The following is a 16,499-nucleotide window of genomic DNA, read 5'->3' as shown; positions in this document are numbered from 1 at the left end:
CAACCCTGTGAGACTCCGGTTACCAATCAAACGGGCATCCTGTGCAGCCCTCCATATAAGTCCCTTCGAAGGTTGCGTAGTGAATTCTGCTGTTGGTCAGGTTTGCGTCTGCCAAATTGGCCAGCCCGAGCTTTGCTTCCTGCAGGTTAGCCCCATGCAGGTTGGCACCCTGGAAATCAGCTTTGGGTAGCCAGGCAATTTCGAAATTGCTGAAAGACAGGTTGCTGCCTTGTAGCCTGGCGCCTGAAAATCTGGAAAAGGAAAAATTGGCACCGGTCAGGTCTGACTCGCTGAAGTCTGCGCCTTGGGCAAACAGGTATTCGGCCTGCATTCCCTGAAGCTTTGCGTCGCGCACCTTTGCGCCGCGCATCGTGGCTCGGTAAGCCTGCAGACGATAACCGCTGACACCATCAAGGTTAGCGCCGTCGAGATTGGCGCCGCGCAAGCTGGTGTGGTTCAGGTTAGCACCGCTGAGGTTGGCGCCTTTGAAATTGGCACCGCGCAAATCCATGTTCGATAGGTCAGCGCCTTGCAGGTCAACGCCTTCGCATTTGGCGTTTTGCTCCAGAACGCAGCCATTGAGCACCGGTGGTTGGTCTTGTCCGGCCATGTAGTCGCCGGCCATAAGGGGGAATGTGAGCAGTAAAAGCGAAGCGCTGATAAGCAGTTTCATAATGTAAACTCTACAGTTATGTGCTCAGGAAAAGGGCCTGGTGCGTTCACACCAGGCCCGGATGGCTTGGAACTTAACGGGAAGCCTGCGCCCAGGAGGGCAGCTTGAATACCCAGAATGAACCGCCTTGTGAGATCGGCTTGGTTAGCTCGGCCATATCACCACCCCACAAGGGAACTGCTCCACCGTAACCAGAGGCCACGCCAACGTACTGCTCACCGTCCATCTCCCAAGTGATGGGCGAGGAGATAATTCCGGAACCTGTCTGGAATTGCCAGAGTACCTCACCGGTTTCAGAGTTAAAGGCCTTCAGGTAGCCATCACCTGTACCGGTAAACACCAGTCCGCCTTTTGTGGTGAGCACGCCGCCCCAGAGCGGCATATTCTCTTTATGTTCCCATTCAATCTCGCCACTGACCGGGTCCATAGCTCTGAGAATGCCGACATGATCGTCGTACATGCGCTTGATACGGAAACCTTGTCCGAGGTAAGCCGCACCTTTCTTGTAGGTGACTTCTTCTGTCCAGTAGTCTTCTTTCCAGTGATTGGCTGGAATATAGAACAAGCCGGTGTCAGGGCTATAGGCCATCGGGTTCCAGTTTTTGCCACCCAGGAATGGTGGTGATACTTCAATGGACTCGCCGCGGCTTTCGCCTTCTTTGACCGGTGGTGGGCGTTGGCCTTTATTTTCCATCGGGCGCCCATCATCACCAATGCCAGAGGCCCAGGTAATGTTGTCAACAAATGGAAAGCCCTTTTTGAACTCGCCATTGGCGCGGTCAACTACGTAGAAGAAACCATTCCGGTCCGCATGGCCGGTAGCTTTAACGGTTTCGCCGTCTTCGGTGTATTCGAATAGCACCAATTCGTTGTTGCCCGAGAAATCCCAGGCGTCGTTAGGGGTGTGCTGATAGAACCATTTAACTTCGCCGGTGGTCGGGTCGACACCCACCTGGCCAGAGGTATACAGGTTGTCATAATCGGCGGGGTCGCCACCAGGAGAGGTGCGATGCCAGGTATTCCAGGGTGCCGGGTTGCCAGCGCCAACAATAATGGTGTTGGTTTCAGCATCAAAGCTGGCGCTTTGCCAGGGGGCGCCGCCGCCTTGGCTCCAGGCCTCTACTTTTCCGGTTTCAGTGTTGGGGTCATCAGGCCAGCTCGGTGCATTTACATCGCCGGTCGGGGTGCTCTTCTCTCCATTCAAACGTCCGAAATGGCCTTCCACGAAAGGGCGCATCCAGACTTCTTCACCGGTTTCAGGGTCTCGGGCAAACAATTTACCTACAACGCCGAACTCATCGCCGGAAGACCCGTGAATCAGCAGAACCTTGCCGGATTTCTGATCTTTGACCAGAGTCGGGGCTCCCGTCATGGTGTAGCCCGCTTCGTGATCGCCAAACTTCTCGCGCCAAACCACTTTGCCGGTATCTTTATTCAGGGCAACGATGCCAGCATCCAGGGTGCCAAAGAACACCTTGTCACCAAAAATCGCGGCACCGCGGTTGACCACGTCACAGCAGGGGCGAATGCCCTCGGGCAGACGGTGTGTGTACTCCCATAGACGTTTGCCGGATTTTGCATCCAGGGCAAATATGCGCGAGTAAGATGCGGTAACGTAAATCACGCCGTCGTGAATCAGCGCCTGGGACTCCTGTCCACGCTGCTTCTCGTCACCAAACGAGAAGGACCAGGCCGGAACCAGCCGCTCCACATTGTCCCTGTTCAGGGTGGTCATCGGGCTGTAACGCTGGGCTTTTGGGCCGATTCCGTAACCCAGTACGTTCTCCACGGATTCAGCATCGTTGGCAATATCGTCCCAGGTTACTCCTGCAGCGTGACTTTGCGTTGCGACCAGACCGCTACCGGTACCCAGAAGCAAGGCCAGACCGATTCCACGTATTAATGGGCGTTGTTTGCTTATGATGTTCATATTCGTTCCTCAGGTTATTGTTGTGACGTCTTCGCTGTTGTACTCGACGCACTGAGTATTGGCCTGAGTCGCCGCCCACAGCGACGGCAAAACCCATTAGAGAATCGGGAAAAAGCCATAAAAAACCGGGAAAAATGCCCGTACGCCCCCTTTGTGCCTGATAAATGGTCCCTTTACGGCGGGCAGATATGCCTGTCGTGCTTTGGGCTTCGCTCCTACTGTCTACTACCAAGGAACTAAGTCGAGACCTCGAAAGTGGCATTCGGATTTTCTGGGGGTGTTCTTACACTGGTTGCAGTTGCTGGCAGCTCATAAATCCAACAGCCAGAGCATCAGGCACCAACAGAGGTAAGAATCATGGCACGCTACTTTTCACTCTCCTTTTTACGCTTGTTACCCGTCAGAGCGCTGACAACGGCGGCCTTTTTAAGCGCTGCGGGCTTAGTTGTTGCGCATGGCAACGTGACCCCCCAGGCTGTTGATACCGGCGACCTCCCGGTACTGGGCGAAGAGGTACTGTATGAAAACCCGTTCCGTGAAGGCGGCTCCCACGCCGATGCAAAGTCACTCGCGGTAGAGATCGGGGAAAGTGCATACGCTGGCAATTGCGCTGCCTGTCACGGTATCAGAGCAATGTCGGGTGGATTGACTCCGGATTTGCGCGAACTCTCAGAGTGGGACGACGAGTACTACATGACGAGGGTTCAGAACGGCACCGACCGTGGTATGCCTTCCTGGAAAACTACCCTGGATCAAAACGCCATCTGGGCAATAAAAACCTACGTCGAATCATTGCCCAAGCCCGAGTGAACGGCTTTGGTATCAAAAAAACATGTTCGATAATGGGCTGGCGTCGCGCTGGCCCTTTGCCGTTGGGGAGAAAATAATGAAAGCGCTATTTCTGTGTTTGATGATGCTGGTGTTTCAAGCGGGCGTTGCACAGGAGGTAGACGACGGCGATATGCTTCTGAATCGCCCGGCGGAGCGCACCTACGACATCATTCTTGAATCCGGGTATCTGAAAGTTGGTGTCTATCAGAACTTCCCACCGTATTCCTATATGGCCGATGGGGAGCCGCAAGGCATCGATGTCGAACTGGGCAAGCGCATTGCGGCAGAGATGGGCGTAGAGTTCAAAGTGCACTGGATAGTGCCCGATGAAAACCTGGGTGATGACCTTCGCAACAATGTGTGGAAAGGACACTATCTTGCCAAGCGACGATTGGCGGACGTGATGATGCGGGTGCCATACGATAAAAAATACGCCTATATGCAAGACTCCACAGGCGAATACATGAATGAGCAGGTTGTCCTGTTCGGGCCCTACCAGCAGGAGACCTGGCAGATTGCCTACAATCCGCAAAAGATGGAGTCGGTCGACACCATCGCGATGTTTCAATACCACCCGATAGGCGTGGAAATTGACACCCTGCCAGATTTTTACCTGACCTCGGGGCTGAATGGTCGTATTCGCGACAAAGTACGCCACTATGCCAACGTTCAAGAGGCGTTTGGTGCTATGCGCGATGGCCAGGTCAGCGCTGTTATGGGCATGCGTGCCGAAATTGATCATGAGTTGGCCAAGAAAGAAAACAGCAATTTCAAGGCGGCCGGCAATGGATTTCCGGGCATTGGCAAGCAGGTTTGGGATGTGGGTATGGCTATCAAGCACACCCATCGTCAGCTGGGTTACGCGTTGGAAGAGATTATTGGAACCCTGGTGAAGTCGGGCGATCTGGACACCTTGTTCGCTGAGCAGCGTTTGCGCTACAGCCTGCCGCAATACTACCGGGAATTTCTGAGTGAGGAGGCCATTGCCCGGGCTGAAGGTAGCAACTGACGTATTCTGGTGAGCATTTTCAAACTGTAGATCTAACCGAAGCCCGTGCACTTGGCACGGGCTTTTTGTTGGGTAGTACGACCAAGTGATGAGAAAACCACATCCGCGGTGGCATTGTTGATTGCGTGGGCAAAGCGAAGAATCTGCTAACAGACGGGAAAACTTCCCGGCTTACCGAAAACCGACAACAAGAGACTCGGAGAACGCAATCATGAGACCCAACAGATTCGGCATTCGCATTGCAGTCAGCACCCTGGCGTTGGCTGTGTCCTGCGGCGCCCAAGCCGTCACCGACAACGATATCCTTAACGATGCCAGCACACCAGAGGACATCGTCAGCTATGGCATGGGTACTCAAGGTCAACGGTTCAGCACCATTGAAGACTTGAATACCGATAACATCCGCTTTTTGCAGCCGGCTTGGGCGTTTTCATTTGGCAGCGAAAAAATGCGAGGCCAGGAATCCCAGCCCATGATCAAAGATGGGGTGATGTATGTGACCGCGTCTTATTCCCGTGTATACGCCATTGATGCGCGCACTGGTGAAGAGCTTTGGCAATACGATGCTCGCTTGCCGGACGGCATTATGCCTTGTTGCGACGTGGTTAACCGGGGCGTTGCCCTGTACGGCGATAAAGTGTATTTCGGCACTCTCGACGCCAAGCTGGTGGCTTTGAACAAAGACACCGGCAAGCCTGTCTGGATTAAAAAGGTTGCCGATTATCAGGCAGGTTACGCCATCACGGCTGCGCCGATTGTGGTCAAGGGAAAGCTGATCACCGGGGTGTCGGGCGGTGAGTTTGGTGTGGTGGGCAAAGTAGAAGCCTATGACCCCGAAAGCGGTGACCTGATCTGGACACGGCCTACTGTTGAAGGCCACATGGGCTATGTCTACAAAGACGGCAAGGCTGTTGAAAATGGCATTTCTGGCGGCGAAGCCGGTAAAACCTGGCCAGGTGATTTGTGGAAAAACGGTGGTGCCGCAACCTGGTTGGGCGGCACCTACGACCCGGACACAGATTCGCTGTTTTTCGGCACAGGTAACCCTGCACCCTGGAATTCACACCTGCGCCCGGGCGACAACCTGTTTTCATCCTCGCGTCTGGCTATCGACCCGAACGACGGAAGTATCAAATGGCACTTCCAGACCACGCCCCACGACGGTTGGGATTACGATGGTGTGAACGAGCTGATTTCATTCAACTACGAAGAAGATGGCGAAAAAGTGATGGCAGCGGCCACAGCTGACCGTAACGGCTTTTTCTATGTTCTTAATCGTGAGAATGGCGACTTCATTCGCGGCTTTCCCTTCGTCGACAAGATCACTTGGGCTACAGGGCTTGACCCGAAAACCGGCCGGCCTATTTATGCCGAGGGCGGGCGCCCGGGTGATCCGTCATCAATAGATGGTGCAAAAGGCGAGACAGTTCTGGCGCAGCCGGCGTTCCTGGGTGGTAAAAACTGGATGCCAATGGCGTTTAGCCAGGACACAGGCCTCTTTTATATACCCTCGAACGAGTGGTCTATGGATATCTGGAATGAGCCGGTGTCTTACAAGAAGGGCGGGGCTTATCTGGGGGCAGGCTTCACCATTAAACCTGCGAATGATGACTACATCGGTGTCCTGCGGGCGGTGGACCCGAAAACCGGAGAGGAAGTGTGGCGCTATGAAAACCCCGCACCTTTGTGGGGTGGGGTAATGGCCACCGCTGGCAATCTTGTGTTTACCGGTACTCCGGAAGGTTACCTGAAAGCGTTTGATGCCAAGACTGGTGAGGAACTATACAAGTTCAACACTGGCTCTGGTGTGGTAGGTACGCCAGTAACCTGGACGATGGATGGCGAGCAATATGTTTCCGTTGCGTCGGGTTGGGGTGGGGCTGTTCCGCTATGGGGTGGCGAAGTAGCCAAGGTAGTTAAAGATTTCAACCAGGGCGGTATGGTGTGGACGTTCAGGCTGCCGAAGGACCGCGTTGCCAGCCAGTAACGCCCAAATGCAATGAGCGTGGGCGCCAGAGGCAACAATGAATAGCTCTGGCGCCTACTACCAAGGGAGGAGTTTTTCGCCTCTATCGCAGCATTCAACAGACAGCCGTTAGTGCCTATATTGATTCCGTAAATGCGAAAGCCCACCTTGGCGAGCAACAAACACAAAAAGAGGTTAGAACCATGATCTACGCACAACCAGGAAAGGAAGGCTCGGTCGTTTCTTTCAAGTCCCAGTACGGAAACTACATTGGCGGTGAGTGGGTTGCCCCGGTAAAAGGGCAGTATTTTGAAAACATCTCGCCGGTGACAGGCGAAGTGATCTGCGAGATTCCGCGTTCAACCGCAGAGGATATTGATCTGGCACTGGATGCAGCCCATAAAGCAGCTCCGGCGTGGGGGCGTACTTCGGCGGCTGAGCGCTCGAATATTCTGTTGAAGATTGCTGACCGCATCGAAGCCAACCTGGAAAAACTGGCGGTCGCCGAAACTTGGGATAACGGCAAGGCCGTTCGTGAAACCCTTAATGCCGATATCCCACTGGCAGCCGATCACTTCCGGTATTTTGCGGGCTGCATTCGTGCCCAGGAAGGGCATATGGGCGAAATTGACCACAATACAGTGGCGTATCATTTTCACGAGCCGCTGGGCGTGGTGGGACAAATCATTCCCTGGAACTTCCCGATATTGATGGCAGCCTGGAAGCTGGGCCCGTGTCTGGCTGCTGGTAACTGTACAGTGCTGAAGCCGGCCGAACAGACACCTGCAAGTATATTGGTGTTGATGGAAGTCATCGGTGATTTGTTGCCACAGGGTGTTCTTAACGTGGTCAACGGCTACGGCATTGAAGCCGGTCAGGCGCTGGCTACGAGCAAGCGCATTGCCAAAATTGCGTTCACCGGCTCAACCCCGGTCGGATCACATATTCTCAAGTGCGCGGCTGAAAACATCATTCCCTCCACTGTGGAGCTGGGCGGAAAATCACCCAATATTTACTTCTCGGATGTGATGAAGGCAGAGCCCGAGTTCGTCGATAAGTGTGTAGAAGGTCTGGTTCTGGCGTTCTTTAACCAGGGTGAAGTATGCACCTGTCCGTCCCGCGCTCTGGTGCAGGAAGACATGTACGAAGAATTTATGGAAAAAGTGGTAGCCCGCACCAAGTCAATCAAGCGTGGCAACCCACTGGACACCGATGTACAGGTCGGCGCTCAGGCGAGTAAAGAACAGTTTGACAAGATCCTGTCTTACCTTGAAATCGGGAAGCAGGAGGGTGCAGAGGTTCTGACTGGTGGAGATCGCGAACACCTGGAAGGTGAATTCGCTAACGGATTTTATATTCAGCCCACGTTGTTCAAGGGCGATAACAAGATGCGGGTGTTCCAGGAAGAGATCTTCGGCCCTGTCGTAGGTGTGACAACCTTCAAGACTGAGGAAGAAGCGCTGGCAATCGCCAACGATACTGAGTTTGGTCTGGGCGCTGGTGTCTGGTCCCGGGATACCAATGTGGCGTATCGCATGGGTCGCAACATTGAGGCTGGTCGGGTTTGGATGAACTGCTACCACGCTTATCCGGCTCATGCGGCCTTCGGTGGCTACAAGAAGTCGGGTATTGGCCGCGAAACCCACAAACTGGCGCTTGATCACTACCAGCAAACCAAGTGCATGCTGACCAGCTACGACATCAATCCTCTAGGCTTTTTCTGACGATGACGCCACCGTCTTGCTCCCCACACGGGCTTGATGGTGGAACTGCGCACCGGGTGTGCACCTTTTTGCCCTCAGCGTCTGCTGAGGGTTTTTTTTGGCTGAAAGAGTCGTTCCCCGAACGCAACTAAAGGTGCCCCTAAAACAGTGCGAAAGTACCATATTGGTGTTTGGCGCCTGCCTTTAGGATGGTTTTGGGAATGTGGCAGAAGTGCCGTAATTCTCCTGACACGTAAGCAATCACGACAATAAGAGGTAAGTGTTATGTGGACAAAACCAGCTTATGAAGACCTGCGTATCGGTTTCGAAGTCACTATGTACTTCGCCAACCGCTGAAGCCTGAAGCGGTCAGCGCTATGGCGCTGGCCGTTTTACTTCCGGAGCTTCTATTTATGTACATTCAGGTTCTTGGTTCAGCGGCAGGTGGCGGTTTCCCACAGTGGAACTGTAACTGTGCAAACTGTGACGGTTTCCGAAAAGGCACTCTTAACGCCCACGCCCGTTCACAATCATCCATCGCGGTCAGTGAAGATGGCGAGCGTTGGATTCTGTTTAACGCGTCTCCGGACATTCGCGCCCAGCTTTCATCTTTCCCTGCCATGCAACCGGCGCGTGAGCTGCGCGACACCGGTATTGAAGCCGTGCTGTTAATGGATAGCCAGGTAGACCACACCACCGGTTTGTTGACCTTGCGGGAAGGTTTGCCGCTCGATGTCTGGTGTACCTCCCAGGTACATGAAGACCTGAGCAGTGGCTTTCCATTGTTCCCGATGCTGGAGCACTGGAATGGTGGCTTGCGCTGGCGTGAAATCCCTCTTGGTGATGGAGCCGGAGAAGCTTTTGTAATACCCAGTGTGCCAAACCTCAAGCTGACCGCCATACCCTTACTGAGCAATGCACCACCTTACTCGCCGCGCAGGGATAACCCGCATCCCGGTGACAATATTGGTGTATTTATTGAAGACATCCGTACAGGTCAGACCGTGCTATACGCGCCAGGTCTGGGTAAGCCGGATGCGCAGATTCTGCAGTGGATGCATCGGGCCAATGTACTGATGGTTGATGGCACTGTATGGCACGACGATGAAATGATCCGCCAGCGGGTCGGTACAAAAACCGGCCAGGCGATGGGGCATCTGGCGCAGAATGGTCCCGGTGGAATGATAGAGGTGCTCGACACCATTCCGGCCAAGCGCAAGATTCTGATACACATCAACAACACCAATCCGATCCTGAATGAGGACTCAGCCGAGCGGGCTCAGTTGGCCCGACACGGCATTGAAGTGGCCTGGGACGGAATGCATCTGGATCTGTCGGGGACGCTATGAACGCCATTGTGAACGCCACCCTGAATCGTGCGGACTTTGAGCGCGCGTTACGCGACAAAGGCCGTCTTTACCATATCCATCACCCGTATCATCAGGCCATGTATGGTGGTCAATGCAGCCCGGAGCAGATTCGTGGCTGGGTGGCCAATCGCTACTATTACCAGGTGATGATCCCGCGCAAAGACGCCGCCATTATGGCGAACTGCCCTGATGCCGGCGTGCGCAAACAATGGTTGCAGCGAATCTTGGATCACGATGGCCATGATGACGATGTGGGTGGCATTGAAGCCTGGCTGTGCCTGGCTGAAGCCGTGGGCCTGACCCGCGAAGAAGTCATTGATCAGCGCCACGTGTTGCCCGGTGTGCGCTTTGCGGTGGATGCCTACCTGAACTTTGCCCGCCGCGCTACCTGGCAGGAAGCAGCCTGCTCCTCGTTAACCGAGTTGTTCGCACCTGAAATTCACCAGTCCCGCCTGGAAAGCTGGCCCCAGCATTATCCATGGATTGAGGAGGCCGGATATAGCTACTTCCGAAAACGCTTGTCTGAAGCCCGTCGTGATGTCGAGCACGGCCTGTCGATCACCCTGGAACATTTCACGACGGCCGCTGACCAGGCTCGCGCCCTGAATATTTTGCAGTTCAAGCTGGATATTCTCTGGAGCCTGTTGGACTCTCTGACCATGGCCTATAGCCACAAAACGCCGCCGTTTCACACAGTCACCGATCAGCAAGTCTGGCACAGGGGGTTGTGATGGCGAACGTCGCACCGGTTGGCGAAACGGCGGGGAGCATCCCGCGTTTGCGTCGAGGCTTTCGGTTTCAGTGGGAACCGGTTCAGAACGGCTATGTGTTGCTTTATCCCGAAGGCATGGTGAAGCTTAACGAAAGCGCGGGTGCGATTCTGCGTGAAGTTGATGGCCAGCGCACCGTGCAGGATATTGTATGCGCGTTGGAGCGTGCCTTTCCTGAGGCTGGGCCATTGGCTGGTGATGTTAACGAGTTTTTGCAGCATGCCCGCGAACAACACTGGATTGATTTTTCATGACTGCGCCAATATCTGCGCCAGATGGCGATAAGGCAACCAATGTAGGGCCACCTCTTTGGCTATTGGCCGAGTTGACTTATCGCTGCCCTCTGCAGTGCCCCTATTGCTCAAACCCTCTGGATTTTGCCCAGACCCAGCAAGAACTCAGTACTGAAGACTGGGTCAAGGTTTTACGGCAGGGGCGGGATATGGGAGCCGCGCAACTGGGGTTTTCCGGCGGTGAGCCTCTGGTGCGGTCAGACTTACAGGAACTGATTGCTGAAGCCAGACATCTGGGTTACTACAGCAATCTGATTACCTCGGGTCTGGGCCTGACCGAAAGCAAAGTTGAGGCGTTTGCCAGTGCCGGGCTGGACCACATTCAGGTTAGTTTTCAGGCTTCTGATCCTGAGCTGAACAATGCCGTGGCGGGTTCGCGCAAGGCCTTTGAACAAAAGCTGGCGATGGCCAGAGCGGTGAAAGAGGCCGGTTACCCCATGGTGCTGAACTTCGTAATTCACCGGCACAATATTCACCAAATGACCGACATAATGGTGCTGTGTGATCGTTTGGGAGCGGACTATGTAGAGTTGGCCACCTGCCAGTATTACGGCTGGGCGTTCAAAAATCGTGAAGGGCTGATGCCGTCGCGAAGACAACTGGAGAAAGCCGAACGCGAAGTGAATGAGTATCGCGCGCGCCAGGCGGAAGCCGGCTCAGAAATGAAGCTGATTTTTGTCACCCCGGATTATTACGAAGAGCGCCCGAAGGCCTGTATGAATGGCTGGGGCAACCTGTTCTTGACAGTGGCACCGGATGGCACGGCTTTGCCTTGCCATAGTGCGCGCTTGCTGCCCATTGATTTCCCGAATGTTCGCGACAAAGGCCTCAAGCAGATCTGGTACGACAGCCCCGGTTTTAACCACTATCGCGGTGATCGCTGGATGCCGGAACCCTGCCGCTCCTGTGATGAGAAAGACAAGGATTTTGGTGGCTGTCGCTGCCAGGCCTTTCTGCTTACCGGCAACGCCGATAACGCCGACCCGGTGTGCAGTAAATCGGCTCACCACGACCGCATTCTGGCCGCACGTCAGGCGGCCGACCATGCCACCGCAGGTATTGAGGAGCTGACCTATCGCAACACCGGTAACTCCCGCATGTTCTTTCGCGGCTGAACAGCCGCCCGCCGAAAGCCTGCTGAGCGCTGCTGAAGCCTGCGCTGGTTACGTCCAGCGCAGCGGCTTATGCGCCTCAGACGCCGGTGTTTTCTGGTTGCAGAGCGATCCCGAAACCGGCGCTAATAAGGTGTGGATGCTGAATGGGGATGGCGAGGCGTCGGCGCTGAGCAATCTTCCTGGCAGTGTTCGCAGCCGAGTCAACGGGTACGGTGGTGGTGCTTTGACAGCTACACAGGATGGTGTGTTTGTGGTCAGTGATGATCAGAGCATCCTGTTTGCTCACGGGGCAGGGCAGTGGAGCCAGACATTGACTACCGATACAGCTGTCTATGGCGGTCTGGTGGCTGACCCCTTGCGGCGCCGTGTACTGGCAGTACGTGAAACCGGGCAAGGAGTAATCGATGGCCGACAACAACTGGTTTCAGTCGGTCGCGATGGCTTGCTGACAGTGCTACACCAGGGTGAGGATTTTTACGGCGCGCCCGCACTTTCAGACGACGGTCGCCATATTGCCTGGATCAGCTGGCAGCTGCCCGACATGCCCTGGATACAGACCCGGCTCTGGACGGCAAGGGTGTCAGCCGATGGCACACTTGAGGGGCCGCGTGTGCAACCTGCACCGCGGCCTGCATCAATTCAGCAGCCAGTATTCTCAGGGCAGGAGCTTTGGGTTTTGTCTGACCATGACGGTTGGTGGCAGCCTTGGAAGCTTGACCTGCAGAGCCCGGCCAGCCCTTGGGAAAAAGCCTCAGTGCCGGATCGCGACCACGCCAATGCGCCTTGGCAGTTAGCTGAGGTTCACCATTGCCCGTTACCAGGTGGCGGCTGGGCTAGAACCCATTATCACCAAGGTCGTGGCGAATTATGGCTGTCTGGAAGCAAACACCCAAAACCCGTGCGGGTGGCACCCGAGTTTAGTGACTTTCGTAGTTTGTGTGCCTGCGGAGGTTTTTTGTATGCCATTGGGCGCTCGCCTGATCATCTGGACGCTGTGCTCAGGATAGATCCAACAAATGCGGGCATAGTGGTGGTTGCCGGAGGTGAGCCGGCTTTGCCCGGGCATGTGGTGGCGCACCCCACTGTGTTTCAGGTGCCGGCTCTTGGGCAGGAAAGTACTCCGCCAGAGGGTTTCCTTTATTTACCGCTGAAACCGAATGCTGAACCCTTGGCGTTGATCCTGGTTGTTCATGGCGGGCCGACGTCGGCAGCGTATCCCGTATTCAACCCTTTGATTCAGTTTTGGTGCCAGCGAGGCTTTGCGGTGGCAGAGGTGAATTATCGTGGCAGCAGTGGGTATGGTCGGGCATTCCGGTTGGCATTGGCAGAGTGTTGGGGCGATATTGATGTGCAAGACATGGCGCGAGCTGCAGAATTTCTGAAAGCCGCAGGTTACGTGAATGGGAAGAGCACATTTATTCAGGGGCGCAGTTCCGGTGGTTACACGGCGTTGATGGCCTTGAGTCAGGATCAGCGTTACGAGGCCGGCGCGAGTCAGTTCGGTGTTACCGACCCCTTGCAGCTAAGGCGGATGACTCACCGCTTCGAATCCGGTTATCTGGACTGGTTGTTGGGCAACCCCGAAGACCATTCACAACGCTGGCAGGAGCGCACACCTCGGCTGCGCACGGCAACGATCGCCTCGCCGGTGATCTTTTTTCAGGGCGGGCAGGACAAAGTGGTGGTGCCCGAACAGACCCGTATGATGGTCGAGGCGATGCAGCAGGCGGGTCTGAAACCTGAGCTGCACTGGTTCCCGGATGAAGGCCATGGCATTTTAAAGCAGGTGAACCAGGCCGCCATGCTTGAGGCACTTTACAGCTTTTATCAACAGCGGCTGCGAACCATCGGATGAATGCAGCCAAAGCTTGAGTTAAACTGTCGGGTATTGCTTATAAAAACAAAACCAGTGTCGAGTGCATGATCATGGGTCACGACCTATCCGCTTTAAGAAAATTTGTCTCTCCAGAGATCGTATTCGGAGCCGGATCAAGAAAGTCGGTTGCCAACTTTGCCAGTAATTTTGGTGCGAAACAGGTGTTTCTCGTTTCTGATCCTGGCGTGTCCGCCGCCGGCTGGGTGGACGAAATCGTCACCTTGCTGACCGATGCTGGAATAGGTAGCACGGTCTATACGGGGGTTTCTGCCAATCCGCGGGTTGATGAAGTTATGGCTGGCGCTGAACTCTACAAATCGTCAGAGTGCGATGTCATCGTCGCTATTGGTGGCGGCAGCCCTATGGATTGTGCCAAGGGCATCGCTATTGTCGTGAGCAATGGCCGTCACATTGTGGATTTTGAGGGGGTGGATACCATAGTAAACCCGCCGCCACCGATGATTTTGATTCCCACCACCGCAGGCACCTCGGCCGATGTGTCACAGTTCGCGATCATTTCTGATCCGGCGCGTCGCTTCAAGTTTTCCATCATCAGCAAAGCGATTGTCCCGGATGTGTCGCTGATTGATCCTGAAGTGACCGAAACCATGAGTAGCTATCTGACGGCCTGTACCGGTGTTGACGCGCTGGTTCATGCAATAGAAGCATACGTGTCCACAGGTAGCGGGCCGCTAACCGATGCCAACGCACTGGAAGCGATTCGGCTGATTAACCGTAACCTGGAGCCGCTTGTCGCTAATACCGCTGATGGATATTTACGCGAGCAAATCATGCTGGCCTCCATGCAAGCCGGCCTGGCATTCTCCAATGCCATCCTGGGGGCGGTTCATGCGATGTCCCATAGTCTGGGAGGGTTTCTGGATTTGCCCCACGGTTTGTGCAACGCCATGCTGCTGGAGCACGTGGTGGCGTATAATTTCCGCTCTGCGGAAGATCGGTTTCGCCGTGTAGCCGAAGCCATGGGTATCGACACCAGAGGTATGGGCCAGGCCGAGATCCAGAAGCGCTTGATGAACCGTATTATTCAACTTAAGCGGGCTGTTGGGCTAGAAGCCAAGTTGTCGGAGTTGGGTGTCAGTGTGTCTGATATTCCGTCTCTCTCCGGATTTGCGTTGCAGGATCCCTGTATTTTAACCAATCCGCGCAAATCAACACTCCGCGATGTTCAGGTTGTCTATGAAGAAGCCCTCTGACCGCGCAGACGGTTATGAAGTTGTTGACCTTCTTGGCCTGGGTAGCCAATCGGTTCGTAAGAACTACTACCCGGCTTTGCAGGCGCGCATCGAGGAGCTGGAGCAGGAACGAAACCGTTACAAATGGCTGTTTGAAAAAGCATTGCACGGTATTTTCCAGGCTAACTTGCGAGGTGGGTTCCTGGCCTGTAACCCCGCAATGGCCAAGATTTGTGGCTATGCAAGCCCCGAAGATCTGAAAGCCCGCGTTATTCGTTTACGTGAACAGCTGTTTTGTAGCTCCAGCGAATTCGATGTGTTGCGTCAGGAACTGCTCAACAACGGTAGTCTGAGTGCCCGTGAAATTCGCTTGCGACGTGCCGACGCCACGCCGGTTAATGTGGCTATAACTTTGCTCAGGCGGCCGGATTTGGGTCCAGAAGTGGTCGAGGCTTTTGTGGCGGATATCACTGAGAGGGTGCAAGCGCGGCAGAAGTTGGTACAGATGAATGCAGACCTGGAACAGCGCGTACAAGACCGTACCAAGGCGCTGCAGGATGCAAATGCCGGGTTGCACTTTCAGATTGAAGAAAGGGAAAAAGTCGAACGCGAACTGGTGGTTGCCGCAAAGGTCGCAAGCGATGCCAACCGTAGTAAAGACAAGTATCTGGCGGCCGCCAGCCATGACCTGTTGCAGCCCCTGAATGCAGCGCGGCTAACGATATCGGCGCTGCAGGAAAGTGCGTTGCCGGCGGAAGAAGCGAGAATGGTGCATCAGGTACACCGCGCGCTTGAGGGTGCCGAAGATTTGCTGGCGGACTTGTTGGATATATCAAAACTGGACCAGCAGGCCATGGTGCCCGATCTCTTGTTGACGGATGTCGCTGCCCTGGCCAAAGGCCTGGGTGAAGAATTCGAAGCCGTAGCGACCAACGCTGGTCTGCGATTCCATGTTCGTACCATTCCGGCGCTGATAAAGACCGATCAGCGCATGCTCACCCGTATTCTACGTAACCTTTTAAGTAATGCTTTTCGCTACACTCGCAGTGGCCGCGTTCTACTGGCACTGAGAGCGCGACGCGACAGCCTCCGAATTGAAGTGTGGGATACAGGTGTAGGCATTGAGGAAAGCAAACTGAGGGATATTTTTACTGAGTTTCATCAGCTATTGCCGCAAGGCAGCGGTGGCCGACAGGGTGCCGGGCTCGGGCTGGCTATTGTTGAGCGCATGGTCTCGGTGTTGGGTTACCGGATAGAGTTGGCTTCACGCCCGGGTAGAGGTTCCCGATTTTCCGTGGTGCTGCCTGTGGACATGAACGCAGCCCGCAAGGCCGCTTTGCCCGCCGTTCAGGGCGTGCCCGGCTTTGCGCAAGGCTTTGCCGGTATTCAGATTTTGGTGATTGATAACGAGCCGGCCATACTTGCGAGCATGAAATTGTTACTGGAGCGTTGGGGTTGTCTGGTAATTACCAGTACGGACGAGCATCGGGCATTGGATTATTTGCGAGAGACAAACACCATGCCGGCAGCCGTGTTGGCCGACTATCATCTTGATGGTGGAAAAACAGGCTGGCAGGCCATTGAGGCCGTCCGCAAGTTACTGGGTACGCGATTGCCCGCAGCTCTGGTTACTGCAGATTGTAGTGACGAACTGCGCAGGCAGATGCGAGCGCAGCACCTGCCTATTCTGAACAAGCCGGTAAAGCCCAATCGTCTTCGGGCACTATTGACGAGCTTGCTGTCAACGAGTTAACAGGATCGCCCCCATCG

General features: G+C 54.9%; 14 protein-coding genes. 12 read left to right on the top strand and 2 right to left on the bottom strand.

Annotated elements, in window-relative coordinates; translation table 11 throughout:
- Positions 1-19: 19 nt before the first annotated feature.
- Both Q4501_RS15925 and Q4501_RS15920 read right to left on the bottom strand, forming a co-directional pair.
- Positions 20-673 carry a pentapeptide repeat-containing protein gene (locus Q4501_RS15925; protein WP_303597255.1) on the bottom strand — a complete coding sequence of 218 codons (654 nt, stop codon included), beginning with the start codon at positions 671-673 and terminating at the stop codon, positions 20-22.
- Between the two features lie 73 nt (positions 674-746).
- Positions 747-2,603: a methanol/ethanol family PQQ-dependent dehydrogenase gene (locus Q4501_RS15920; RefSeq protein WP_303597254.1), complete on the bottom strand. Its 1,857-nt coding sequence runs from the start codon at positions 2,601-2,603 to the stop codon at positions 747-749.
- A gap of 357 nt (positions 2,604-2,960) precedes the next feature.
- Between Q4501_RS15920 and pedF the strand changes: the two genes are divergently transcribed.
- The 12 genes from pedF to Q4501_RS15860 all read left to right on the top strand — a co-directional run bounded on the left by pedF (position 2,961) and on the right by Q4501_RS15860 (position 16,482).
- Complete coding sequence (gene pedF / locus Q4501_RS15915) at positions 2,961-3,413, top strand: cytochrome c-550 PedF (RefSeq protein ID WP_303597253.1); 453 nt, start codon at positions 2,961-2,963, stop codon at positions 3,411-3,413.
- A 76-nt stretch (positions 3,414-3,489) separates the two neighbouring features.
- On the top strand, positions 3,490-4,443 hold the full coding sequence (locus tag Q4501_RS15910) for an ABC transporter substrate-binding protein (RefSeq protein ID WP_303597252.1): 954 nt from the start codon (positions 3,490-3,492) through the stop codon (positions 4,441-4,443).
- Between the two features lie 211 nt (positions 4,444-4,654).
- Entirely contained in the window at positions 4,655-6,430 is a 1,776-nt protein-coding gene (locus Q4501_RS15905) for a PQQ-dependent methanol/ethanol family dehydrogenase (RefSeq protein WP_303597251.1), read from the top strand.
- A gap of 182 nt (positions 6,431-6,612) precedes the next feature.
- Positions 6,613-8,133: an aldehyde dehydrogenase family protein gene (locus Q4501_RS15900; protein WP_303597250.1), complete on the top strand. Its 1,521-nt coding sequence runs from the start codon at positions 6,613-6,615 to the stop codon at positions 8,131-8,133.
- Positions 8,134-8,397: 264 nt separating this feature from the next.
- Positions 8,398-8,469, top strand: a complete 72-nt coding sequence (gene pqqA, locus Q4501_RS15895; protein WP_007153157.1) for a pyrroloquinoline quinone precursor peptide PqqA — start codon at positions 8,398-8,400, stop codon at positions 8,467-8,469.
- Positions 8,470-8,525: 56 nt separating this feature from the next.
- On the top strand, positions 8,526-9,461 hold the full coding sequence (pqqB, locus tag Q4501_RS15890; protein ID WP_303597249.1) for a pyrroloquinoline quinone biosynthesis protein PqqB: 936 nt from the start codon (positions 8,526-8,528) through the stop codon (positions 9,459-9,461).
- Complete coding sequence (pqqC, locus tag Q4501_RS15885) at positions 9,458-10,213, top strand: pyrroloquinoline-quinone synthase PqqC (RefSeq protein ID WP_303597248.1); 756 nt, start codon at positions 9,458-9,460, stop codon at positions 10,211-10,213. Before pqqB ends, pqqC begins: the two co-directional genes overlap by 4 nt.
- Positions 10,213-10,506, top strand: a complete 294-nt coding sequence (pqqD, locus tag Q4501_RS15880) for a pyrroloquinoline quinone biosynthesis peptide chaperone PqqD (protein WP_303597247.1) — start codon at positions 10,213-10,215, stop codon at positions 10,504-10,506. The genes pqqC and pqqD overlap by 1 nt, the downstream gene beginning before the upstream one ends.
- Entirely contained in the window at positions 10,503-11,660 is a 1,158-nt protein-coding gene (gene pqqE, locus Q4501_RS15875) for a pyrroloquinoline quinone biosynthesis protein PqqE (protein ID WP_303597246.1), read from the top strand. The genes pqqD and pqqE overlap by 4 nt, the downstream gene beginning before the upstream one ends.
- Positions 11,661-11,757: 97 nt before the next feature.
- Positions 11,758-13,515 (top strand): prolyl oligopeptidase family serine peptidase, encoded by a 1,758-nt coding sequence (locus tag Q4501_RS15870; protein ID WP_303597245.1) that lies wholly within the window; start codon positions 11,758-11,760, stop codon positions 13,513-13,515.
- A gap of 71 nt (positions 13,516-13,586) precedes the next feature.
- On the top strand, positions 13,587-14,750 hold the full coding sequence (gene ercA, locus Q4501_RS15865) for an alcohol dehydrogenase-like regulatory protein ErcA (protein ID WP_303597417.1): 1,164 nt from the start codon (positions 13,587-13,589) through the stop codon (positions 14,748-14,750).
- A complete protein-coding gene (locus Q4501_RS15860) occupies positions 14,734-16,482 on the top strand; it encodes a NahK/ErcS family hybrid sensor histidine kinase/response regulator (protein WP_303597244.1) in 1,749 nt (582 codons plus the stop codon). Before ercA ends, Q4501_RS15860 begins: the two co-directional genes overlap by 17 nt.
- The last annotated feature ends 17 nt before the right edge of the window (positions 16,483-16,499 follow it).

This window comes from Marinobacter sp. 2_MG-2023 (assembly GCF_030546935.1).
Lineage (GTDB): Bacteria > Pseudomonadota > Gammaproteobacteria > Pseudomonadales > Oleiphilaceae > Marinobacter.
The sequence above is the reverse complement of the archived record's forward strand: the minus strand, read 5'-3'. Positions and strand labels throughout refer to the sequence as shown.